Source organism: Rhizobium sp. NFACC06-2, assembly GCF_900101425.1.
Taxonomy (GTDB): domain Bacteria; phylum Pseudomonadota; class Alphaproteobacteria; order Rhizobiales; family Rhizobiaceae; genus Agrobacterium; species Agrobacterium leguminum.
This window is the reverse complement of the sequence record NZ_FMVA01000020.1, coordinates 29,888-51,126: the sequence shown is the minus strand read 5'-3', so window position 1 is coordinate 51,126 and position 21,239 is coordinate 29,888. Positions and strand designations below refer to the sequence as shown.

Here is a 21,239-nt window from a genome sequence, read left to right as displayed (position 1 = left end):
ATGCAATCCGGACTATACGTCGCCCTGTCCTCGCAGATCGCGCTTGAGCGCCGTCTCACCACCATTTCCGACAATATGGCGAATGTGAACACGGTCGGCTTCCGCGGCTCCGAAGTGAAATTCGACGAAATGGTCGCCAAGAACCACAATGACATGAATGCCAGGGTGGCCTTCGTTTCGCAGGGCAACGACTATCTCTCCACTCGTCAGGGCGCGTTCGAACAGACCGGCAACTCCTTCGATTTCGCCATCAAGGGCGACGCCTGGTTTTCGCTGGATACGCCCGACGGCCAGATTCTGACCCGCGACGGCCGCTTCACCATGCGTCCGGACGGCGCGCTCATCTCCTCGAACGGTTATCCCGTTCTCGATGCCGGCGGCGGTCCGATTCAGCTCAATCCGAATGGCGGCCCGATCACCGTCGGTCTCGATGGCGCCATCCGGCAGAACGAAAACATCGTCGCTACCCTCGGCATCTTCCAGGCGGATTTCTCGCAAGGGTTCCTGCGTCATCCCAATAGCGGCGTGAAGCCGGTGGCCCAGCCGGTTCCGGTGGTCAACAATCATGAAGTCGGCGTCGTGCAGGGTTATCTCGAACAGTCCAACGTCAACGGCATTTCCCAGATGACGCAGCTCATCCAGGTCAACCGCGCCTTTGAAAGCATCTCCTCGCTGATGCGCGATACCGAATCGACCTTCGGCGAAGGCATCAAGACGCTTGGCGGCGCGCGTTGAGGAACTGAGTAATGACAATGCCGGAATCCATGCTCTCGGCTGACGCCATTTCACCGAAGCTTGCACAGCTCGCCAGCCTTGCCGGGCATTATGCCGATCCGGAATTTTCGGTGGCGCATGGAGGCCATGTCCGCACCATCGCCGCCGGTCACTATACGGTGTCCGGCCTGTCACGGCATGTGCGGCTCGGAGAATTCGTCGCCCATCGCAGCGCGACCGGCATTCATCTCGGTGAAGTGGTGCGCGTGGAACCGGACATCTGTTATGTCTGCCCCATCGAGCCCGGCGAGCCGATCGGCATTCACGACACCGTCATCCGCAAGGGCGCCTTCCGCGTTTCGCCCGACGACAGCTGGTGCGGGCGCACCATCAATGCGCTCGGCGAACCTATCGACGGCCAGGGTCCGCTGGCCTCCGGCATCGAGCGCCGTTCGATTTCCAACAATGCGCCGCCCTCGATGACGCGCAAAAGGGTGGAAACGCCTTTCAAGACGGGTGTGCGGGCAATCGATATCTTCTCGCCGCTTTGCCTCGGCCAGCGCCTCGGCATTTTCGCCGGTTCCGGTGTGGGCAAATCCACCCTGCTGTCGATGCTCGCCAAGGCAGACGCCTTCGACAAGGTGGTAATTGCTCTTGTCGGCGAACGCGGCCGTGAAGTGCGCGAATTCATCGAAGACACGATGGGCGAAAATATGAGCAAGTCCATCGCCGTCGTCGCGACAAGCGATGAAAGCCCGATGCTGCGCAAGATGGCGCCGCTTTCCGCCGTCACCATCGCCGAACATTTTCGCGATCAGGGCGACAATGTTCTTCTCATCATCGACAGCGTGACGCGCTTTGCCCATGCGATCCGCGAAGTGGCGGTCGCTTCGGGCGAGCCGCCGGTGGCGCGCGGCTATCCGGCCTCGGTCTTCACCGAACTGCCGCGCCTTCTCGAGCGGGCAGGACCGGGCGCGGAAGGCACCGGCACCATCACCGCCATCGTCTCCATTCTGGTGGATGGCGACAATCACAACGACCCGATTGCCGATTCGACGCGCGGTATTCTCGATGGCCATATCGTGCTCGACCGCAGCCTTGCCGAAGAAGGCCGTTACCCGCCGATCAATCCGCTCGCCTCGATCTCGCGTCTCGCCAAGAAGGCCTGGACACCGGATCAGGAAAAGCTGGTGTCGCGCCTCAAGGCGCTGGTGCATCGCTTCGAGGAAACGCGCGATCTTCGCCTCATCGGCGGTTATCGGCCCGGCACCGATCCTGATCTCGACATGGCGGTGAAGCAGGTTCCGATCATCTACGAAACGTTAAAGCAGCTGCCGAACGAACCGGCGGCGCAGGATGCCTATGCTGATCTGGCGACCGCCTTGCGAAGCGGCGCGCAGAACGGTCAGCCGCAGGTAACTCCCAGAGCGAGAGGCTGACCCGTGAAGAAAAAACGGACCAACGATAGCAACGATGAAGACGTGCTGCCCAAGCCCGCATTCTTCACGCCCGACCGTATTCTTGCATGGACAGGCATTACGCTTGCTGCCGCGGCAGCCTTCTTTCCCTGGTACGTTTTCTTCAACGAAGAAAAGTTCGGCATGAAAGTGGCGGGCGGCGACCGCACCCGCGATCTGCCACATACCGGCCCACGGGAAGTCTTCAGCGTTTCGCCGATGGCCATGACCAACCGCAACAAGGAAGACACCCCGCCGCCGGCGGAGTTGCCCGACATGCTGACGACGGCGACCGTGAACGCAGGCGGCAAGGAAAAACAGAACAATCTGGCAGCCGGGATCGAGGACCAGCCCTTCCCCGGCCAGACCTCCTTCCGTCTGCTGCATGTTTCCAACGGGCGCGCCCTGATCGAGGACGGTTCGGGCATGTATATGGTGAGGGTAGGTTCAACCCTGCCGGACAATGCGTTGCTGACGAAGATCGAACAGCGCAACGGCGAATGGCTGATAGAGACGTCTTCCGGGAAGACCTATCGTCCTGAAAAATAAAAGATTTTTCTCTGCTCCGAAAGGCGCGCCGCATCTGCCGGCGCGCCTTTTTTGTTTTTGGCAGGCCGCATCCATATCCGCGTCTTGCGCCGTTCCGCGCCTTCTCCCCTCTCCGCAAGTCTGACGCAAGATTAGCCCCGTAGGTTCGGGCCATACGAGATGGAGAAGTCTATGCAACCGATTCAACTGTTCGATCTGGCATCCCGCCAAGCGGAATGGCTGAGCGTGCGGCAGGAAGTCGTGGCGACCAACATCGCCAACGCCAACACACCCAAGTTCCGCGCCAAGGATGTCAGCCCTTTCGAAGCGGTCATGCAGGCCACCAGCCAGCAGGTCGGCATGGCGAGGACCAACCCTGCCCACTTTGGCGAGAGCACACTCAGCGACAATATCGCGGTGCGCGACAACCCGGTCAATAACGAGATCGGCATGCAGGAATCGGGCAATTCGGTCGCGCTTGCGGAAGAAATGACCAAGACCGGCGAGATCAAGCGGCAGTACGAGCTGAACGCCAATCTCGTCAAATCCTTCCATCGCATGATGCTGATGACGGTTAAGAGGTAAGCCATGGATCCCTTGAGTGCGGCGAGCAAGATTGCCGGCAGCGGCCTGGAAGTGCAGTCCACGCGACTGCGCATCGTCTCCGAAAACATCGCCAACGCCAGATCGACCGGCGACACCCCCGGCGCCGACCCCTATCGCCGCAAGACCATCACTTTCGGTTCCGAGCTGGACCGCGTCAGCGGCGTGGAACGCGTGACGGTGAAGAAGCTCGGCGTCGACCGTGGCGATTTCGTCAACGAGTACGATCCCGGCAACCCGGCCGCCGACAGCAATGGCATGGTGAAGATGCCAAACGTCAATATCCTGATCGAAATGGCGGACATGCGCGAAGCAAACCGCAGCTACGACGCCAATCTTCAGGTCATCCGCCAGACACGCGACCTCGTCGCCTCCACAATCGACCTTCTGAAGGCATCGCAATGATCGACGGTATCAAGCAAGTCAGTTCCCTTTCGCTCGCCCGCGGCGCAAGCGGTATTTCCGCACTGACGGAAAGCGTTTTCGGCAGCGAGCAGACGACGCCCGCCCAGCAGACGGGCGCAAGCTTCGCCAGCGTTCTCGGCAATATCTCGGTGGATGCGATGAACAATCTGAAGAAGGCGGAAGTCGCTTCCTTCGAAGGCATTCAGGGCAAGGCGAATACGCGTGAAGTTGTCGATGCCATGCTTTCGGCCGAACAGTCGCTGCAGACCGCCATCGCGCTCCGAGACAAGATCGTGTCGGCCTATCTCGACATTACCAAGATGCAGATCTAGCCCAGCAGGAATATTGACATGAGAGCTCTTGCCATCGCTGCCACCGGTATGGACGCCCAGCAGACCAATCTGGAAGTCATCGCCAACAACATCGCCAATATCAACACCACCGGTTACAAGCGCGCGCGGGCGGAGTTCACCGATCTTCTTTACCAGACCGAGCGCATGCAGGGTGTGCCAAACCGCGCCAACCAGGCGATCGTGCCCGAAGGCGCCAATATCGGCCTCGGCGTGCAGACCTCGGCCGTGCGCAACATCCACACCCAGGGCAACCTGATCGAGACCGGCAACAAGCTGGACGTGGCGATCATCGGCCAGGGCTGGTTCCAGATCGAGGCGGCGGACGGTTCGACGCTCTACAGCCGCGCCGGCGCCTTCAACAAGAATGCCGACGGCAATCTCGTGACGATCGATGGCTATAACGTCATTCCGAACATCAATATCCCGACCGATGCGCAGGACATCACCGTTACCCGCACGGGCCAGGTGACCGCCCGTATCGGCAATGCCACGGAATTCACCGAACTCGGCCAGCTCACCATCGCCAACTTTGCCAACGAAGCCGGTCTGAAGCCGCTCGGCGACAACCTCTTCGCCCAGACGCCGGCCTCCGGCGACGCGGTGATCGGCGTGCCTGACGATCCGAGCTACGGCTACATCAAGCAGTCCTATCTCGAAGGCTCGAACGTCGACGCCGTCAAGGAAATCACCGACCTGATCACGGCGCAGCGCGCCTACGAGATGAATTCCAAGGTCATCACCACCGCTGACGAAATGGCTTCGATTGTCAGCAAGAACCTGAAGTAAGAACGGAAAGGCAGGCGAACATGAGGTTTGGCCGGAAACATAGCAGCAGAACGGCGCTCGTCCGCATATGCCTTGCGTCTGCCTTTTCACTGGGCGCCTTGACGCCCGCTCTTGCTCAGGCGCCGATGGCGCTGGTTCCCACCCGCACGATCTATCCAGGCGAGACGATCACGCCCGAACAGGTGAAGCCGGTGGAAGTGACCAATCCCAATATTTCCTCGGGTTATGCGAGCGATATCAGCGAAGTGGAAGGCATGATCTCCAAGCAGACTCTGCTTCCCGGACGCACGATCCCCGTTGCCGCCCTGCGCGAACCCTCGCTGGTGGTGCGCGGCACCAGCGTCAAACTCGTCTTCACCATCGGCAACATGACGCTGATGGCTTCGGGAACGCCGATGACCGACGGATCGCTCGGCGAGGTCGTGCGCGTGCGCAACATCGATTCCGGCGTGATGGTCAGTGGCACGGTCATGAAGGACGGAACCATTCAGGTGATGGCGAAATGAGAATGCTTCGTATCATAGCAGCAGCCATTCTGTTTTCGGCCCAGCCGTTCCTTTCCGTGCCCGCAGCCCATGCCGATACGTCCCGCATCAAGGATATCGCTTCGCTGCAGGCGGGACGCGATAACCAGCTGATCGGTTATGGTCTCGTCGTCGGACTGCAGGGTACCGGCGACAGCCTGCGCTCCTCGCCCTTCACCGAGCAATCGATGCGGGCGATGCTGCAGAACCTCGGCATCACCACGCAGGGCGGCCAGTCGAACGCCAAGAACATCGCCGCTGTCATGGTCACGGCCAACCTGCCGCCCTTCGCCAGCCCCGGCAGCCGCGTCGACGTGTCGGTCAGTTCGCTGGGCGACGCCTCGTCGCTGCGCGGCGGCACGCTTATCATGACCTCGCTTTCCGGTGCGGACGGGCAGATCTACGCGGTCGCGCAGGGTTCGCTGATCGTCAATGGTTTTTCGGCCCAGGGCGATGCCGCGACATTGACGCAGGGCGTCACCACCTCCGCCCGCGTGCCGAACGGCGCGATCATCGAGCGGGAGTTGCCGTCGAAGTTCAAGGATTCGGTCAATCTGGTCCTTCAGCTGCGCAATCCCGATTTTTCGACGGCGGTGCGTGTCGCCGATGTCGTCAATGCCTTTGCCCGCGCCCGTTATGGCGATCCCATCGCCGAGCCGCGCGATTCGCAGGAAATCGCGGTACAGAAGCCCCGCGTCGCTGACCTCACCCGCCTGATGGCGGAAATCGAAAACCTGACCGTGGAAACGGATACGCCGGCCAAGGTCGTCATCAACGAGCGCACGGGTACGATCGTCATCGGCGCAGATGTGCGCATTTCCCGCGTCGCCGTCAGCTACGGAACGCTGACCGTGCAGGTGACGGAATCGCCGCAGGTCATTCAGCCGGCGCCCTTCTCGCGCGGCCAGACGGCCGTGCAGCCGCAAACGGATATCATGGCAATGCAGGAAGGCAGCAAGGTCGCCATCGTCGAAGGACCTGACCTTCGCACGCTGGTTGCCGGTCTCAACAGCATCGGGCTCAAGGCGGACGGCATCATCGCCATTCTGCAAGGCATCAAATCCGCCGGCGCCCTTCAGGCGGAGCTTGTGCTGCAATGATGGAAACCCGGAAGAACAACGCTTTCCCGAATGGTCTTGTCCGCTTCGCGGCCGTCGCCTCGCTGCTTTTCCTGCTTCCCGCTGCTGGCGCCGAAAGCCAGCAGAACGTGGTTTCGGAACTCAGCACGCAGGATGAAATCCAGAAATTCTGCACCAACATCGCCGATGCGGCCCGCGACCAGCGCTATTTGCTGCAAAAGCAGGAGCTGGAAAAGCTGCAGTCCGACGTCAACGAGCGCATTGCCGTGCTGGAAGACCGCAAGGCGGAATATGAGGACTGGCTGGCCCGCCGCGAACATTTCCTCAATCAGGCGAAAAGCAATCTCGTCGATATCTACAAGACGATGAAGGCCGATGCCGCCGCCCCCCAGCTCGAAAAGATGCATGTGGAAATAGCGGCCGCCATCATCATGCAGCTGCCCCCGCGCCAGTCGGGCCTCATCCTCAGCGAGATGGATGCGCAGAAGGCCGCCGTCGTCGCCGGCATCATGTCGCAGGCAACCGATAAAAACACTTCGAAGGATCCTTCATGAGCACGCGTCGTCTTCCGGCCCTCCTCCTGCCGCTCGCCTTGCTTGCCGGCTGCCAGAACAACCAGACCCTGAAGGAAATCGGCAACGCACCCGCGATGAGCCCGATCGGCAGCGGCCTGCAATTCAGCCAGACGCCGCAAATGGGCATGTATCCCAAGCAGCCGAAGCACATGGCCAGCGGCTATTCGCTGTGGAGCGACAGCCAGGGCGCCCTGTTCAAGGATCTGCGCGCGCTCAACATCGGCGACATCCTGACCGTCAACATCCAGATCAACGACAAGGCCGACTTCGACAACGAAACCGAGCGCAACCGCACCAATTCCAGCGGGCTGAACTGGAAGGCCAAAGCTCAGATTCTGGGATGGACGCCGGATGCGGATTCCAGCATCAATTACGGTTCCGACACCGATACCCAGGCAAAGGGCAAGACCAAGCGTTCTGAAAAGCTGACGCTGCTGGTGGCCGCTGTGGTGACCGGCATTCTGGAAAACGGCAACCTCATCATCAGCGGTTCGCAGGAAGTGCGCGTGAACCACGAAATCCGCATCCTCAATGTCGGCGGTATCGTCAGGCCGCAGGATGTGGATGCACAGAACATGATCTCCTACGAGCGCATCGCCGAAGCCCGCATCTCCTATGGCGGTCGGGGACGTCTGACGGAAGTGCAGCAGCCCCCGGTCGGGCAACAGGTCGTCGACCTGTTCTCGCCGCTCTGACCTCGGCACACGGGAACGGGACTGACCCATGGAAAACGAACAGGCTGAGGGCAAGAAAAAATCCTCCCCTCTGGTCATGACCATCGCAGGCGTTGCGATCCTCACCCTGCTCGGCGCGGGCGGCGGCTGGCTGGTGGGCGGTATGATCGCGCCGAAGATCGCCGGCGCGGAGGCGCATGCCCCGGCTGCCGCCGGCGGACACGGTGAAAAAAAGGAAGAGGGTATCGAGAAAATCTCGGCCGAGGCGAACGGCATCGTCCAGCTCGATCCCATTACCACCAACCTCGCCTATCCCTCGACGAACTGGGTGCGGCTGGAAGTGGCGCTGATGTTCAAGGGGCCGGTCGAGGTGGGTCTGGCGGAAGATATTCACCAGGACATCATGGCCTATGTCCGCACCGTTTCCCTTCAGCAGCTGGAAGGGCCGCGCGGCTTTCAATATCTTAAGGATGACATTCAGGAACGAGTTGACCTGCGCTCTCAAGGGCGCGTATCCAAGGTCATGTTCCGGACCTTTGTCATCGAATGATTCGATTTCTTGTAACCATCGCCGTCCTCCTTGCCTTGCCGGGTCTTGCCAGTGCCCAGCAATTTCCGTCCGATCTGTTCAACACGCAGATAGACGGCTCCGTCGCGGCATGGATCATCCGCACCTTCGGCCTGCTGACGGTTCTCTCGGTCGCGCCGGGCATCCTGATCATGGTCACGAGCTTTCCGCGCTTCGTGATCGCCTTTTCTATCCTCAGATCCGGCATGGGACTGGCTTCGACCCCGTCCAACATGATCCTGCTGTCGATGGCGATGTTCATGACCTTCTACGTCATGTCGCCGACCTTCGACAAAGCCTGGACCGACGGCGTGCAGCCGCTTCTGCAGAACCAGATAAACGAACAGCAGGCCGTGCAGCGCATCGCCGAGCCCTTCCGCACCTTCATGAACGCCAATACGCGTGACAAGGATCTGAAGCTTTTCGTGGACATCGCCCGCGAGCGCGGCCAGGAAGTGATGACCGACAATGTCGTCGATTACCGTGTGCTCGTGCCGGCCTTCATGCTGTCGGAAATCCGGCGCGGTTTCGAGATCGGTTTCCTGATCATCCTGCCGTTTCTGGTCATCGATCTGATCGTCGCAACCATCACCATGGCAATGGGTATGATGATGCTGCCGCCGACCTCGATTTCGCTGCCGTTCAAAATCCTGTTCTTCGTGCTGATCGACGGCTGGAACCTACTGGTCGGCAGTCTCGTCAGATCGTTCAACTGACGGCGTCTGTGCCTGATTGACACCCGTTAACCCTGTTTTTTAACCCCGCGTGGCCAGCTACGCGGGTTTTGCGCGTTTTTACGCTTTGGTTACCAGTTTTTCTGGCGACTTGGTAACTATCTTTTTCAATAAAAAAATTACCATTTAACTAAATCAAAAAGTAACCATAAGTATTTTCCAATATTTCTTGGCCCTCAAATTAATAATTGGGCAATTTTTCGCTGCGAGTTTCTTTCTACACGCAGCGGGTTTGGTTTCTGAAACTAAGCATTTCCGAACCGAGTGGCATGAAGCCGAAACGTTGCGACCGGTAATACCAAGCCCGGTATGTCCCCACTCCAGTATCTCGTAAAAACAAGGGACACATTTATTATGGCAAGCATTCTCACCAACACCAACGCAATGGCCGCTCTCTCGACCCTGCGTTCCATCGCTTCCGACCTGTCGACCACGCAGGACCGCATTTCTTCCGGCCTGAAGGTTGGTTCGGCTTCGGACAACGCTGCTTACTGGTCGATCGCGACCACCATGCGTTCCGACAACAAGGCTCTCGGCGCAGTCTCCGACGCACTGGGCATGGGCGCTGCCAAGGTTGACACCGCATCTGCCGGTATGGAAGCCGCTATCGATGTTGTCACCCAGATCAAGGCCAAGGTCGTTGCCGCTAAGGAAGAAGGCGTCGACAAAACCAAGGTTCAGGAAGAAGTCACGCAGCTCCTCGACCAGCTGAAGTCGATCGGCACGAGCGCTTCCTTCAACGGCGAAAACTGGCTTGTTTCCACCGCGAACGCTACCAAGACTGTCGTATCCGGCTTCGTTCGTGACGACAACGGCAACGTCAGCGTCAAGACGACGGACTATGCTCTCGACGCAACCTCCATGCTTTACACCGAAGCTACGCCGGGCACGATCGACGCAAACTCCGGTATCCTGAACGCTACCGGCGCAACCACCACCGTCGGCGCGAAGACCTACACCCAGATTTCCGTTCTCGACATGAACGTCGGCACCGATGACCTGGACAACGCTCTTTACTCCGTTGAAACGGCCCTGACGAAGATGACCAGCGCCGGCGCCAAGCTCGGCTCGCTGTCTGCACGTATCGACCTGCAGACCGACTTCGCTGACAAGCTGTCCGACTCCATCGAAAAGGGTGTTGGCCGCCTCGTCGACGCCGACATGAACGAAGAGTCCACCAAGCTGAAGGCTCTGCAGACGCAGCAGCAGTTGGCAATTCAGGCTCTGTCGATCGCCAACAGCGACTCGCAGAACATCCTGTCGCTCTTCCGCTAAGAGCTGAGCTTCTCATAGCCTTTCGGGGCTGGGGGACCCATTTTCTTCCCACATGCATTCGGGGGCTGACCAAATGCATATCCGGGCAGAAAGCATAAAGGTTCGATAGGCTGAATCGAACCGAATGCACCAGACAGGCCGCATCCCGAATAAGGATGCGGCCTTATCTTTTTTTTAAATATTTCGGGATACGCGCGCGCACGCGCGAGAGTTGTAATTTTGAATTTTCATAATTCGGATTTTCTTTTCCCGCTTATCAATTCATTAACCAAACTGGCGTTACCTAAGCTCATCGAAACGGCGAGCTAACGTTAAAAATCAGCCAGTTAGCAGGCATGATGCTGTGCGCCGTTCCCGGTGAAACCGGAATGTCCCTTCTTTAATCAGCCATTCAAGGGGCACACTACTATGACGAGCATTATTACCAATGTCGCAGCAATGTCTGCACTCCAGACTCTGCGCACCATCGGCCAGAACATGGAATCCACCCAGGCACGCGTTTCCTCCGGCCTCCGCGTTGGCGAAGCTGCTGACAATGCTGCCTACTGGTCGATCGCGACCACCATGCGCTCCGACAACATGGCGCTTTCCTCGGTTTCCGACGCCCTCGGCCTCGGCGCCGCCAAGGTAGACACCGCTTCTGCCGGCATGGAATCGGCAATCGAAGTTGTTAAGGAAATCAAGGCAAAGCTGGTCACGGCAACTGAAGAAGGCGTCGACCGCACCAAGGTTCAGGAAGAAATCGATCAGCTGCAGAACCAGCTGGTATCGATCGCTCAGGGCGCATCCTTCTACGGCGAAAACTGGCTCGTAGGACCTTCGACCCTCGGCGCGGCAACACCCGGCACGGATCCCGACAAGTCGGTCGTTGCTGGCTTCGTTCGCTCCACCGGCGGTGCCGTTAGCGTCACGACCACGAAATACGCCCTCGACAACACGGCGACCGGCAACGTTCTTTTCGGCTCCGTCGACGCTGCAGGCGTTCCCGACACCTCCGGCATCCTCGGCACGACCGGAACGTTCACGACCGTCGCCGCCCAGTCCGTCTTTACACTGGACATCACCCAGTATGCAGCCGCAGACCGCGCCACCAACATGGCCGAAGCCCTGACGCTGGTTGAAAACTCCCTGAAGGCGATGACGAGCGCCGCAGCCAAGCTCGGCTCGCTCTCCATGCGCATCGGCCTGCAGGAAGACTTCGCTTCCAAGCTGTCCGACTCCGTCGAACAGGGCATCGGCCGCCTCGTGGACGCCGACATGAACGAAGAGTCCACCCGCCTCAAGGCCCTGCAGACGCAGCAGCAGCTCGGCGTTCAGGCTCTCTCGATCGCCAACAGCAACTCCGAAAGCATCCTGTCGCTCTTCCGTTAATCGAAGACCGAAAGCAAAAAAATCAACCGCGCCGAGAGGCGCGGTTTTTGTTTGTGCGTTTGACTGCAAAATTCATAAATTTCCCGATTAAGACTTCATTAACCAAATCACCGCTAAATCAAGCCATCGAAACGACTCATTAACCAAGACGAAAAAGAGGTTAACAGGCATCACGCCGCGTTGTCGTTTCCGGCGATCCCGGAATGTCCCTTCCCATTTAGCCAGCTCAGAGGGGCAATTATGACAAGTATTCTGACAAACACCGCCGCCATGTCGGCGCTTCAGACACTGCGTGCAATCAGCGGCCAGCTCGAAGAAACACAATCCAGGGTATCTTCAGGCCTGCGGGTCAAGACCGCATCCGACAATGCCGCCTACTGGTCGATCGCGACAACGATGCGCTCCGACAACATGGCCCTTTCCGCGGTTCAGGATGCGCTGGGTCTCGGTGCAGCAAAGATCGATGTCGCTTATTCCGCAATGGAAAGCGCCGTCGAAGTCGTCAAGGAAATCAAATCGAAGATCGTCGCGGCAACCGAAGAGGGTGTCGACAAGACGAAGATCCAGGAAGAAATCGACCAGCTGAAAAAGCAGCTGGAATCGATTGCGCAGGGCGCGTCTTTCAGCGGCGAAAACTGGTTGCTGGGCACCGGCGCCAAGACCGTCGTTTCCGGCTTCGTCCGCGACGGCAGCGGTTCGGTCAGCGTGACGAAAACCGACTATACCCTTGTTGACACAACGACCGCGACGGAAACGGCCAACGTTATTTTTGGCCTGACCGGCACACCTGCAACGGTTGACACGACAAAGGGCATCATCGGCGAGGTCGGAACAGCCTCTGGCATTTCCGTATGGGACATCGATCTCAAACTTTTCGACAGTGCAACGCCCCCCACCTACACGATCGGCAATCTTCTCACCGATGTCGAAACCGCGTTTCAATCGCTGAGCAGCGCCTCTTCCGCCCTCGGCTCGATCAAGATGCGCATCGGTCTGCAGGAAGATTTCATCTCCAAGCTCACCGACTCCATCGATAGCGGCATCGGCCGCCTGGTGGATGCGGACATGAACGAAGAATCAACACGCCTCAAGGCATTGCAGACACAGCAGCAGCTGGGCATCCAGTCGCTTTCCATCGCCAATACCAGTTCCGAAAATATCCTGTCGCTATTCCGTCAGTAAGCGGCGCCCGATGGCTACGGGCGGTTTCGTCCCGCTCTGGCAGCAACAGAATATTCGGATGTGGAAACCGCGCTTCGCAAGGGGCGCGGTTTTCCATTTGCCGCTAACTGCGCGGCGCGCATATGCATCAACCGCCGCAGGCGATCGGTTCAACAACCACGTAAACATTTGAAACTTTGGGGAGAAATGGTGCTGCTAGAGAGATTTGAACTCTCGGCCTCTCCCTTACCAAGGGAGTGCTCTACCCCTGAGCTATAGCAGCGTCCGGTGCCGAAGCGTTTGCTTCAGCGTCAAGCGTGGCGGCCTATTGCCATAGGTTTTTGACGAGCGCAAGTCGCAAAACGATATTCTTCATCAAGCGGGGCAAAAAAGCGTGCCCCCTGTTGAAAAATACATTTTTCAGATATTGCTGAATCTATGGACGAACATCATGACAAACAGGCAAAGGCAGCGGTTTCCGCAGAGGCATCCGCTCCGGTGGCCGATGGCAAGCCGCAGGCAGGGCCCGGCGAAAAGGCGCGCCAGCGCGAGGCGGAGCGCAAGGCGCGGGCGGCCAAGAAGCTTCGCGAAAATCTTTTGAAGCGTAAGCAGCAGGTTCGTGCGCGCCGCGCCGGCGAAGAAGACGAGACGATTGGCCTGCCTGCCGCAAAAACGGACGAATCATCCTCATAGAGAATTCACCAGCATAAAATTGAAACGCCGCGGAAACTGGTCTAAGGACAGGCCTTTCCGCAAGGCACGATAGAAAGGCGGGCACAGGCCCGTAGGGACGCATGGATCGCATCAGAATTACGGGTGGCAACAAGCTCAACGGCATCATTCCCATCTCCGGCGCAAAAAACGCCGCCCTGCCGTTGATGATCGCATCGCTTCTGACCAGCGATACGCTAACACTCGAAAACGTGCCGCATCTGGCGGACGTGGAGCAGCTCATCCGCATTCTCGGCAATCATGGCGTCGATATTTCCGTCAATGGCCGCCGCGAGAGCCAGGGCGAAGCCTATTCCCGCACCGTGCATTTCACCTGCCGCACCATTGTCGATACGACCGCGCCCTATGAGCTGGTCTCCAAGATGCGCGCAAGCTTCTGGGTCATCGGCCCGCTTCTGGCGCGTGAAGGCCGCGCCCGCGTTTCCCTGCCCGGCGGCTGCGCCATCGGCACGCGCCCGGTCGACCTGTTCATCGAGGGTCTCGAGGCGCTGGGTGCAACGATGGAGATCGACGGCGGCTACATCAACGCCACCGCACCCAAGGGCGGCCTGATCGGCGCTGTCTACACCTTCCCGAAAGTTTCCGTGGGTGCGACACATGTGATGTTGATGGCCGCAAGCCTTGCCCGCGGCACCACCGTCATCCACAACGCCGCCCGCGAACCGGAAGTGGTCGATCTCGCGCACTGCCTGATCGCCATGGGTGCGAAGATCGAAGGCGCCGGCACCTCCACCATCACTATCGAAGGCGTCACCTCGCTTTCCGGCGCGCGCCACCGCGTTCTGCCTGATCGTATCGAAACCGGCACCTATGCCATGGCAGTGGCCATGACCGGCGGTGACGTGGTGCTGGAAGGCACGCGCGCATCGTTGCTGGACAACGCGCTCGACACACTCAAGCTTGCAGGCGCCACGATCAGTGAGACGGAGACCGGCCTGCGCGTCGTGCGCAACGGCAACGGCATCCAGCCGGTCGATATCGTCACCGAGCCCTTCCCCGGCTTCCCCACCGATCTGCAGGCGCAGTTCATGGCGCTGATGACCCGTTCGCAGGGCGTCTCGCACATTACCGAGACCATCTTCGAAAACCGCTTCATGCATGTGCAGGAACTCGCCCGACTCGGTGCGAAGATTTCGCTTTCCGGCCAGATGGCACGCATCGAGGGTGTCTCCCGCCTGAAGGGCGCGCCTGTCATGGCGACCGATCTGCGCGCTTCCGTATCGCTGGTCATTGCCGGCCTCGTGGCGGAAGGCGAGACCATGGTTTCGCGCGTCTACCACCTCGATCGCGGCTTCGAACGCCTTGAGGAAAAGCTCACGCGCTGCGGTGCGCTGGTCGAACGCGTCAGCGATTGATCCTGTCTTCGCCGCTCATCCGTTTTCTACCCGTTGCAGAGTGGGCCCGGACCGCCTATTTCCAATGTAAGTCATGGAAATAGCGGTCCGCACCGCAAAAGAAGGAAGAAAAAGATGAGCGGCCTGAAATTGCTCGCGCTGGATACTGAAGATCTCTCCGTCATCTCGACGCATATGCAGGACAGTGTCTTCAAGCTGAAGGATGTTGCCTTCGAGCCGAAGCAGGGGCAGTTTACCCTTTCGGCCAACCGTTTCGTTTGGGAAAGCGCCAGCAAAAAGAATTTGCCGCCAGAGCGCTGCCGCAGCGTGGTTTTCCTGAAGCGTGTGTCTGCCGTCCGTTCGCAGTCCATTAACTTGGCCGACAGGGAACAGGTGCTTTCGCTTCTGGCAATGCGCTTTACTCCGAATGGCGAAGGGCCGGATGGTGCCGTTGAACTGACGCTTTCCGGCGGCGGAACCATCGCGCTCGATGTGGAATGCATCGAGGCGCAGCTAACCGATGTGAGCGGCGCGTGGGAAACCAACACCAAACCGCATCATCCAGACAGCGAATAAGCACACCGCGCCATTGCAACGGTTGCCTTTCGTCACCGTTTCGATTTATGCCACATACCAGAGCCGCAATTTTTCTGCGGCGAGTTCGTGCACCTCGCGGGTCCACCCGCGGGGACTATGAAAGGGTAATGGCGTGGCAATCTGGCTGGAGCGGGCATCGGCTGATTTCGAACAGAAATTCGCTGTATTCCTGACAACCAAAAGAGAAGTTTCCGAAGACGTCAACGCGACCGTTCGCGACATCATCAACGATGTTCGCGATCGCGGCGATGCGGCCCTTGCCCATTATTCCCAGAAATTCGACGGCATTGATTTTACCAGGGTTTCGATGCGGGTGACGGCGGATGAAATCGACGCCGCGTTCTCAGCGGTCGATAGAAACGTCATCGAGGCGCTTGAACTCGCAGCCCGGCGTATCGAAAAACACCATGCGCGGCAGATGCCGAAGGATGATATATACGAGGACGAGATCGGCGTGGGCCTCGGCTCGCGCTGGACGGCTATCGAGGCTGTCGGCCTTTATGTGCCAGGCGGCACGGCGAGCTATCCGAGTTCCGTGCTGATGAATGCCGTGCCAGCCAAGGTTGCCGGCGTGGAGCGTATCGTCATGGTCGTGCCGGCCAATGGCGGCGCTGTCAATCCGGCGGTGCTCGCCGCCGCTCGTATTGCGGGCGTCGAGGAAATCTACCGTATCGGTGGTGCACAGGCCGTGGCCGCACTTGCCTATGGCACGGAGACCATAGCGCCCGTCGCCAAGATCGTCGGCCCCGGCAATGCCTATGTGGCGGCCGCCAAGCGGCAGGTGTTCGGCACCGTTGGCATCGACATGATCGCCGGGCCTTCCGAAGTGCTTGTCATCGCCGACAAGGATAACGACCCTGACTGGCTGGCTGCCGATCTTCTGGCACAGGCGGAGCATGATCGCGGCGCCCAATCCATTCTCATCACCGACAATGCCGACCTGGGCAAGGCGGTGGAGGCAGCCGTCGAGCGGCAGCTGAAGCGCCTGTCACGTTCCGAAACGGCAGCAGCGAGTTGGGCGGATTTCGGCGCGATCATTCTGGTCGAAAAGCTCGACGATGCCATTCCGCTTGCCAACCGCATCGCAGCCGAGCATCTGGAGCTTGCCGTCGACGACCCTGACGCCTTGATGGCCAACATCCGCAATGCGGGAGCAATCTTCGTCGGGCGTCATACACCCGAAGTAATCGGCGATTATGTCGGCGGTTCCAACCACGTTCTGCCGACGGCACGCTCGGCGCGCTTCTCCTCCGGCCTTTCGGTGCTGGATTTCGTCAAGCGCACGTCGATCCTGCGGCTTGGACCGGAGCAGTTGCGACAGCTTGCGCCGGCGGCGATTACCCTTGCCCATTCGGAAGGGCTGGACGCGCATGCGCGCTCGGTCTCCATCCGCCTCAACCCGGAAAATTAAGCGATGGCTTCAGGCGATTTCCGGCTCTGCGATGTGGTACTGGACGACAGCATCGGCCGGTCCACGCCTGATGTGGAGCATGAACGCGCCGTTGCCATTTTCGACCTGATCGAAGAAAACACCTTTGAGCCTGCCGGGCATGAGGGCGGGCCCTACCGGCTGCATATATCGCTCGTCGATGCCAAGCTGGTCTTCGCGATCAAGACCGAGGATGACAAGGATGTCTCCACCCACATCCTGTCGCTGACGCCGTTCCGCCGCATCATCAAGGATTATTTTCTGATCTGCGAAAGCTATTACGAGGCGATCCGCTCCTCGACGCCAAGCCAGATCGAGGCGATCGATATGGGCCGGCGGGGTATCCACAATGACGGTTCGCAGACCCTGATGGATCGGCTATCCGGCAAGATAAAGGTGGATTTCGATACGGCGCGCCGCCTCTTCACCCTTGTCTGCGTCCTTTATTGGCGGGGTTAGAGATGAGCGATCCTGCCGCAGCGCCGAATGAAGGACGAGCGCCGAAATCGGTTCTTTTCATGTGCGGCATGAATTCCATCCGCTCTCCCATGGCGGAAGTCATCGCCAAACGGCTGGTGGCGCCAGGCATATACATACAGTCGGCCGGCGTGAGGGCGGGCGAGCGCGATCCCTTCGTGGATGCGGTGCTGGAAGAGCAGGGTTTTTCGCTCGGCAAACACAAACCGCGTACTCTTGATGAGATCGAGGATGATTTTTTCGATCTGATCATTACATTAACACCCGAAGCCCATCATGCCGCACTGGAGCTGACGCGCTCGAATTCTCTCGATGTGGTCTATTGGCCGACGATGGATCCGACGGTCGTTACAGGGACGCGGGAGCAGATACTCGACGCCTATCGCGAGGTGCGGGATCATCTTGCAAAACTTATTGCCGAACGCCTGCCAAAGCGGCAGCAGCCGGTGGCGGATACGCTTTCAAAAGACTGAAAACTGCCCTCACATCGGGAAAAGCGGTACTGATTTTCAAGCCGATGCTTTAGAGGTTCACAAATGTGCCGGGATTGTGTAGTTTCCGCGCAATTTTCCCGGACAGGACACGTCCGGCACTATCAACAGGAAGAAAACCCTTACATGACAAAAGAAGAAGTCCTTGAATTCCCGGGCATCGTAACCGAATTGCTGCCGAACGCAACATTCCGCGTGAAGCTTGAGAACGACCACGAAATCATCGCCCACACGGCGGGCCGCATGCGCAAGAACCGTATCCGCGTTCTGGCGGGCGACAAGGTGCTGGTCGAAATGACGCCTTACGACCTGACCAAGGGCCGCATCACCTATCGCTTCAAGTAATCCATCTTCCGCATCGGACGCCCGGGCAGCGCAATGACCAATTCAAAACAAAAGCTCGTTCTGGCATCCGGCTCGCCGCGGCGTCTGGAGCTGCTGCATCAGATCGGTATCGAACCGGCACGTCTGATGCCGATGGACATCGACGAGACGCCGGCCAAGCTCGAGCATCCGCGCACGCTCTGCCGCCGTCTGTCATTGCAGAAGGCGGAAGCCGCGCAGGCGGCGCTGAAGAACGAACAGGCGTGGAAAGACGCATATGTTCTGGGATCCGATACGGTGGTCGCCGTTGGTCGCCGCATCGTCGGCAAGGCCGAATATACGGAAGAGGCCTCGGCGGCGCTGCATCTTCTCTCGGGGCGCAGCCATTGGGTCTATACCGGCATCTGCCTTGTGACCCCCGGCGGCAAGATCCGCCAGAAGGTGGCGGAGACCAAGGTGCGCTTCAAGCGCCTCTCCACGCGGGAGATCGAGGCTTACATCGCGTCGGGCCAGTGGCGAGGCAAAGCGGGAGCCTATGGTATCCAGGGCATCGCCGGCGCCTTCGTGCAGAAACTGACCGGCTCCTATACCAATGTCGTCGGCCTGCCGCTTTATGAAACCATGTCGCTTCTTTCCGGAGAAGGATTTGAGGTGACTTCGGGCTGGCTCGAAGGATAGGCCATGGTAAAGTCCCCCACCGAAGGCGCTGGAAACGTCACCCCGCTTCGCAAATCCCAGCCATGCCCTGAATGCGGGCGGGCCTCGACGCGCGAAGACTATCCTTTCTGCTCGGATCGCTGCCGCTCGCTCGATCTCGCGCGCTGGCTGAACGGCTCCTACGCCATTCCGGTTGCGGACGATGAAAGCAGCGCCGGCGGACAGGACGGCGGCAAGAATAACGCCGAATGAGAACCTACACCGCCGGAAACTTCGGCGGTGAATTGCATAAGATTTTCAGAGCCACCGCTCACACCACATATTCACCGGGTTGCCGACAGCCCGAAAAACCATATCAGAACCGGCTGACGCCTTTTTCCGCCAGCCCTTTAAGGTCTTGCGATGGACGCAGGCTTGCAGAAGAGAGTGAGCCATGGCGCGCTGCTGTTTGCGGTGCTGGCCGTTTGCCTTGCCATAGGCGCGACGGTGCTGCTGGCCAATGACAAGAAGCACCTCAAAAGCCTGCTGGCCTATCTCAATCTGGCGCCCGCCATACAATCCGCCACGCCGCCGAAGATGAAGCCTGTCAAACGGCAGAAACTCGCCGTCCAAAAAGTCTCGCTGCCGCCACATCTGCTGAAGTTCGAGCAAGTGGGCGACAGAGCATCTTTTGCCCGCGATTTCGTTGTTTCCGGCAAGGAACTTTGCGACCGCTTTACCGCCGCTGGTTTCTCCAACCCGCAGGGCTGGCACGCCAGCCCGGTCAACATCCGCAGCTTCGAATGTATGGCCGATTTTGCGGCAGGAAACGCATCAGACCCGGCCGAGCGGGCATCGTTCTTTCTTGAAATCAGGGGGGAAGCCTCGGGAGAAATTCGCACCATCCGGATGAAGGCCGTTGCCCCCAAGACACCGGACGGGGCGGCCGTTCTGACGAAGCTCGATGAAGCACTCACCATGATTATCGGACAGACACGCTGGGCCGATCTGGTGGACATGCTTGAGCCTGCACGCCGGATGCAGCCTTATCAGGCACAACATTTCGGTATTTCGGTTTCCATGAAACCGGAGCCGACGGCGCCGCATCGCCTGAACGTGATTTTGCTCGCAAACGAACAGTCGCCGGGGTTGAAGCTGACACGCAGCTTCTTTGACAGGGATCGCTGGCTTAGCCCAGCCGCTCCACAGGATCGGCCGGCGCTCTATCCCTCCGTCAATAAAGACCGTGTCCGGTGAGGCGAAGGCCGCTCAGCCTATTGCAGCCAGTTTGCGCCGCACCGGCGGAATCCTGTCGCTTTGCTGGGCCTGACGTTTGGCCTCCCACTGAAGCGCGGTGCGAACGATTGTCGCCAGATCGTTGAAGCGGGGACGCCAGCCCAGTTCCGACTGGATACGCGACGAATCCGCCACCATGGTCGCAATATCGCCCGCGCGGCGCGGACAATGGATGATCGGGAAATCACGTTCCGATTCCCGCTGCACGGCCTGCAGAACATCCAGAACCGAATAACCGACGCCATAACCGCAATTGAGTGTGCGGGTGCCGCCACCGGCGCGCAGATGCGCCATGGCCAGCATATGGGCGTCGATCAGGTCGCTGACGTGAATATAGTCGCGGACACCGGTGCCATCGGCGGTCGGGTAATCCGTTCCGTAAACTTCCACCCGGTCGCGGCGACCGGTTGCGGTTTCGCAGGCGACTTTGATGAGGTTCGCCACGCCCGTGGGCGAAGGCCCGGCGCGGCCCTGCGGATCGGCTCCGGCGACGTTGAAATAACGCAGCGCCACATAGTTGAAATCATGCGCCTGCACGACGTCGCGCAGCATGATTTCAGAGGCGAGTTTCGACAGGCCGTAGGGGTTTTCCGGGCTGAGGATCGCGGTTTCAGGAACCGGGCCATCAAAGGGCTGGTTTCCATAGACGGCGGCTGTCGAGGAGAAGATGAAATTGCGGATGCCATGGGCGACCGCCGCAGCGACGAGGGCGCGGGTCGTGCCCGTATTGTTTTCGTAATATTCGAGCGGCTGGCTGATCGATTCAGGAACGCTGACAGAGCCTGCGAAGTGGAAAATGGTCTCGATCTGGTTTTCTTCGAAAATCTGGTCCAGCAGGGCGCGATCCGCCGCATCGCCCAGATAAAAACGCGCCGCTGGCGCGACTGCCCAGCGCGACCCCGTCGAAAGCCGGTCGACAACAACGACCTCTTCCCCGGCATCGAGCAAAGCCCACACCATGTGACTTCCTATATAACCGGCCCCACCCGTGACCAGAACAGCCATGACACTACTTCCCTGTTTGCTTTTCTTGAGCTCATCAAAGCCAATAATTCTTCATCATTGATTACTTGCACAGCGAATACGCAGCCGATCCCTCGCCCCATTAAAAAGGTG

At 59.3% G+C, this 21,239-nt stretch carries 26 protein-coding genes, 1 tRNA gene and 1 pseudogene; 26 read left to right on the top strand and 2 right to left on the bottom strand.

What is annotated here, in order from left to right:
• The 16 genes and pseudogenes from flgF to F3H58_RS24030 all read left to right on the top strand — a co-directional run bounded on the left by flgF (position 1) and on the right by F3H58_RS24030 (position 12,828).
• Positions 1-735 (top strand): flagellar basal-body rod protein FlgF, encoded by a 735-nt coding sequence (gene flgF / locus F3H58_RS24110; protein ID WP_004432506.1) that lies wholly within the window; start codon positions 1-3, stop codon positions 733-735.
• Positions 736-746: 11 nt separating this feature from the next.
• A complete protein-coding gene (fliI, locus tag F3H58_RS24105; RefSeq protein ID WP_078051257.1) occupies positions 747-2,153 on the top strand; it encodes a flagellar protein export ATPase FliI in 1,407 nt (468 codons plus the stop codon).
• A 42-nt stretch (positions 2,154-2,195) separates the two neighbouring features.
• On the top strand, positions 2,196-2,720 hold the full coding sequence (locus F3H58_RS24100) for a hypothetical protein (protein WP_374996852.1): 525 nt from the start codon (positions 2,196-2,198) through the stop codon (positions 2,718-2,720).
• Positions 2,721-2,891: 171 nt separating this feature from the next.
• Positions 2,892-3,284 (top strand): flagellar basal body rod protein FlgB, encoded by a 393-nt coding sequence (flgB, locus tag F3H58_RS24095; RefSeq protein ID WP_004432502.1) that lies wholly within the window; start codon positions 2,892-2,894, stop codon positions 3,282-3,284.
• A 3-nt stretch (positions 3,285-3,287) separates the two neighbouring features.
• Positions 3,288-3,707 carry a flagellar basal body rod protein FlgC gene (gene flgC / locus F3H58_RS24090; RefSeq protein ID WP_004432501.1) on the top strand — a complete coding sequence of 140 codons (420 nt, stop codon included), beginning with the start codon at positions 3,288-3,290 and terminating at the stop codon, positions 3,705-3,707.
• The gene (fliE, locus tag F3H58_RS24085; protein WP_149744042.1) at positions 3,704-4,039 is read left to right on the top strand and encodes a flagellar hook-basal body complex protein FliE; all 336 of its coding nucleotides are present in this window, start codon (positions 3,704-3,706) and stop codon (positions 4,037-4,039) included. Before flgC ends, fliE begins: the two co-directional genes overlap by 4 nt.
• A gap of 18 nt (positions 4,040-4,057) precedes the next feature.
• Positions 4,058-4,846: a flagellar basal-body rod protein FlgG gene (flgG, locus tag F3H58_RS24080; protein WP_004432499.1), complete on the top strand. Its 789-nt coding sequence runs from the start codon at positions 4,058-4,060 to the stop codon at positions 4,844-4,846.
• Positions 4,847-4,866: 20 nt separating this feature from the next.
• Positions 4,867-5,352 (top strand): flagellar basal body P-ring formation chaperone FlgA, encoded by a 486-nt coding sequence (flgA, locus tag F3H58_RS24075; RefSeq protein WP_149744041.1) that lies wholly within the window; start codon positions 4,867-4,869, stop codon positions 5,350-5,352.
• 62 nt (positions 5,353-5,414) lie between these two features.
• Positions 5,415-6,470: pseudogene (locus F3H58_RS24070) on the top strand (flagellar basal body P-ring protein FlgI); the annotation flags it as partial.
• Positions 6,467-7,003 (top strand): MotE family protein, encoded by a 537-nt coding sequence (locus tag F3H58_RS24065; RefSeq protein WP_004432496.1) that lies wholly within the window; start codon positions 6,467-6,469, stop codon positions 7,001-7,003. The pseudogene F3H58_RS24070 and the gene F3H58_RS24065, both read left to right, overlap by 4 nt.
• Entirely contained in the window at positions 7,000-7,719 is a 720-nt protein-coding gene (gene flgH / locus F3H58_RS24060; RefSeq protein ID WP_078051262.1) for a flagellar basal body L-ring protein FlgH, read from the top strand. The genes F3H58_RS24065 and flgH overlap by 4 nt, the downstream gene beginning before the upstream one ends.
• 28 nt (positions 7,720-7,747) lie before the next feature.
• Positions 7,748-8,248: a flagellar basal body-associated FliL family protein gene (locus F3H58_RS24055; protein ID WP_035259607.1), complete on the top strand. Its 501-nt coding sequence runs from the start codon at positions 7,748-7,750 to the stop codon at positions 8,246-8,248.
• On the top strand, positions 8,245-8,982 hold the full coding sequence (fliP, locus tag F3H58_RS24050) for a flagellar type III secretion system pore protein FliP (RefSeq protein ID WP_059760555.1): 738 nt from the start codon (positions 8,245-8,247) through the stop codon (positions 8,980-8,982). The genes F3H58_RS24055 and fliP overlap by 4 nt, the downstream gene beginning before the upstream one ends.
• Before the next feature lie 372 nt (positions 8,983-9,354).
• Complete coding sequence (locus tag F3H58_RS24045) at positions 9,355-10,275, top strand: flagellin N-terminal helical domain-containing protein (protein ID WP_149744039.1); 921 nt, start codon at positions 9,355-9,357, stop codon at positions 10,273-10,275.
• 408 nt (positions 10,276-10,683) lie between these two features.
• Positions 10,684-11,646 (top strand): flagellin N-terminal helical domain-containing protein, encoded by a 963-nt coding sequence (locus F3H58_RS24035; RefSeq protein WP_149744038.1) that lies wholly within the window; start codon positions 10,684-10,686, stop codon positions 11,644-11,646.
• Positions 11,647-11,886: 240 nt separating this feature from the next.
• Positions 11,887-12,828, top strand: coding sequence for a flagellin N-terminal helical domain-containing protein (locus F3H58_RS24030; RefSeq protein WP_149744037.1), 942 nt, complete (start codon positions 11,887-11,889; stop codon positions 12,826-12,828).
• Between the two features lie 187 nt (positions 12,829-13,015).
• Here F3H58_RS24030 and F3H58_RS24025 read toward each other — a convergent pair.
• A tRNA-Thr gene (locus F3H58_RS24025) sits at positions 13,016-13,090 on the bottom strand.
• Between the two features lie 155 nt (positions 13,091-13,245).
• On the opposite strand from F3H58_RS24025, the gene F3H58_RS24020 reads away from it, so the two are divergent.
• From F3H58_RS24020 to F3H58_RS23975, 10 genes are all read left to right on the top strand, one after another.
• A complete protein-coding gene (locus F3H58_RS24020; RefSeq protein WP_149744036.1) occupies positions 13,246-13,500 on the top strand; it encodes a hypothetical protein in 255 nt (84 codons plus the stop codon).
• A gap of 101 nt (positions 13,501-13,601) precedes the next feature.
• The gene (gene murA / locus F3H58_RS24015) at positions 13,602-14,894 is read left to right on the top strand and encodes a UDP-N-acetylglucosamine 1-carboxyvinyltransferase (protein WP_149744035.1); all 1,293 of its coding nucleotides are present in this window, start codon (positions 13,602-13,604) and stop codon (positions 14,892-14,894) included.
• 114 nt (positions 14,895-15,008) lie between these two features.
• Complete coding sequence (locus tag F3H58_RS24010) at positions 15,009-15,449, top strand: DUF2948 family protein (protein ID WP_149744034.1); 441 nt, start codon at positions 15,009-15,011, stop codon at positions 15,447-15,449.
• A 133-nt stretch (positions 15,450-15,582) separates the two neighbouring features.
• The gene (hisD, locus tag F3H58_RS24005; protein WP_149744033.1) at positions 15,583-16,881 is read left to right on the top strand and encodes a histidinol dehydrogenase; all 1,299 of its coding nucleotides are present in this window, start codon (positions 15,583-15,585) and stop codon (positions 16,879-16,881) included.
• Between the two features lie 3 nt (positions 16,882-16,884).
• Positions 16,885-17,358, top strand: a complete 474-nt coding sequence (locus F3H58_RS24000; protein WP_149744032.1) for a UPF0262 family protein — start codon at positions 16,885-16,887, stop codon at positions 17,356-17,358.
• Between the two features lie 2 nt (positions 17,359-17,360).
• Positions 17,361-17,849, top strand: coding sequence for an arsenate-mycothiol transferase ArsC (locus tag F3H58_RS23995; protein ID WP_022555605.1), 489 nt, complete (start codon positions 17,361-17,363; stop codon positions 17,847-17,849).
• 144 nt (positions 17,850-17,993) lie between these two features.
• On the top strand, positions 17,994-18,212 hold the full coding sequence (gene infA / locus F3H58_RS23990; RefSeq protein WP_003503453.1) for a translation initiation factor IF-1: 219 nt from the start codon (positions 17,994-17,996) through the stop codon (positions 18,210-18,212).
• 33 nt (positions 18,213-18,245) lie between these two features.
• A complete protein-coding gene (locus tag F3H58_RS23985) occupies positions 18,246-18,869 on the top strand; it encodes a Maf-like protein (RefSeq protein WP_020010410.1) in 624 nt (207 codons plus the stop codon).
• A gap of 3 nt (positions 18,870-18,872) precedes the next feature.
• Positions 18,873-19,100 (top strand): DNA gyrase inhibitor YacG, encoded by a 228-nt coding sequence (yacG, locus tag F3H58_RS23980; RefSeq protein WP_149744031.1) that lies wholly within the window; start codon positions 18,873-18,875, stop codon positions 19,098-19,100.
• A gap of 150 nt (positions 19,101-19,250) precedes the next feature.
• Positions 19,251-20,084 (top strand): DUF6030 family protein, encoded by an 834-nt coding sequence (locus F3H58_RS23975; protein ID WP_188129055.1) that lies wholly within the window; start codon positions 19,251-19,253, stop codon positions 20,082-20,084.
• A 12-nt stretch (positions 20,085-20,096) separates the two neighbouring features.
• On the opposite strand, the gene galE is transcribed toward F3H58_RS23975, so the two are convergent.
• A complete protein-coding gene (gene galE / locus F3H58_RS23970) occupies positions 20,097-21,128 on the bottom strand; it encodes a UDP-glucose 4-epimerase GalE (RefSeq protein WP_149744030.1) in 1,032 nt (343 codons plus the stop codon).
• Positions 21,129-21,239: the final 111 nt, after the last annotated feature.

Coding starts and splice junctions, on each gene's coding strand:
- flgF (WP_004432506.1), top strand. CDS start 1: ATGCAATCCGGACTATACGTCGCCCTGTCCTCGCAGATCGCGCTTGAG.
- fliI (WP_078051257.1), top strand. CDS start 747: ATGACAATGCCGGAATCCATGCTCTCGGCTGACGCCATTTCACCGAAG.
- flgB (WP_004432502.1), top strand. CDS start 2,892: ATGCAACCGATTCAACTGTTCGATCTGGCATCCCGCCAAGCGGAATGG.
- flgC (WP_004432501.1), top strand. CDS start 3,288: ATGGATCCCTTGAGTGCGGCGAGCAAGATTGCCGGCAGCGGCCTGGAA.
- fliE (WP_149744042.1), top strand. CDS start 3,704: ATGATCGACGGTATCAAGCAAGTCAGTTCCCTTTCGCTCGCCCGCGGC.
- flgG (WP_004432499.1), top strand. CDS start 4,058: ATGAGAGCTCTTGCCATCGCTGCCACCGGTATGGACGCCCAGCAGACC.
- flgA (WP_149744041.1), top strand. CDS start 4,867: ATGAGGTTTGGCCGGAAACATAGCAGCAGAACGGCGCTCGTCCGCATA.
- F3H58_RS24065 (WP_004432496.1), top strand. CDS start 6,467: ATGATGGAAACCCGGAAGAACAACGCTTTCCCGAATGGTCTTGTCCGC.
- flgH (WP_078051262.1), top strand. CDS start 7,000: ATGAGCACGCGTCGTCTTCCGGCCCTCCTCCTGCCGCTCGCCTTGCTT.
- F3H58_RS24055 (WP_035259607.1), top strand. CDS start 7,748: ATGGAAAACGAACAGGCTGAGGGCAAGAAAAAATCCTCCCCTCTGGTC.
- fliP (WP_059760555.1), top strand. CDS start 8,245: ATGATTCGATTTCTTGTAACCATCGCCGTCCTCCTTGCCTTGCCGGGT.
- F3H58_RS24045 (WP_149744039.1), top strand. CDS start 9,355: ATGGCAAGCATTCTCACCAACACCAACGCAATGGCCGCTCTCTCGACC.
- F3H58_RS24035 (WP_149744038.1), top strand. CDS start 10,684: ATGACGAGCATTATTACCAATGTCGCAGCAATGTCTGCACTCCAGACT.
- F3H58_RS24030 (WP_149744037.1), top strand. CDS start 11,887: ATGACAAGTATTCTGACAAACACCGCCGCCATGTCGGCGCTTCAGACA.
- F3H58_RS24020 (WP_149744036.1), top strand. CDS start 13,246: ATGGACGAACATCATGACAAACAGGCAAAGGCAGCGGTTTCCGCAGAG.
- murA (WP_149744035.1), top strand. CDS start 13,602: ATGGATCGCATCAGAATTACGGGTGGCAACAAGCTCAACGGCATCATT.
- F3H58_RS24010 (WP_149744034.1), top strand. CDS start 15,009: ATGAGCGGCCTGAAATTGCTCGCGCTGGATACTGAAGATCTCTCCGTC.
- F3H58_RS24000 (WP_149744032.1), top strand. CDS start 16,885: ATGGCTTCAGGCGATTTCCGGCTCTGCGATGTGGTACTGGACGACAGC.
- F3H58_RS23995 (WP_022555605.1), top strand. CDS start 17,361: ATGAGCGATCCTGCCGCAGCGCCGAATGAAGGACGAGCGCCGAAATCG.
- infA (WP_003503453.1), top strand. CDS start 17,994: ATGACAAAAGAAGAAGTCCTTGAATTCCCGGGCATCGTAACCGAATTG.
- F3H58_RS23985 (WP_020010410.1), top strand. CDS start 18,246: ATGACCAATTCAAAACAAAAGCTCGTTCTGGCATCCGGCTCGCCGCGG.
- yacG (WP_149744031.1), top strand. CDS start 18,873: ATGGTAAAGTCCCCCACCGAAGGCGCTGGAAACGTCACCCCGCTTCGC.
- F3H58_RS23975 (WP_188129055.1), top strand. CDS start 19,251: ATGGACGCAGGCTTGCAGAAGAGAGTGAGCCATGGCGCGCTGCTGTTT.
- galE (WP_149744030.1), bottom strand. CDS start 21,128: ATGGCTGTTCTGGTCACGGGTGGGGCCGGTTATATAGGAAGTCACATG.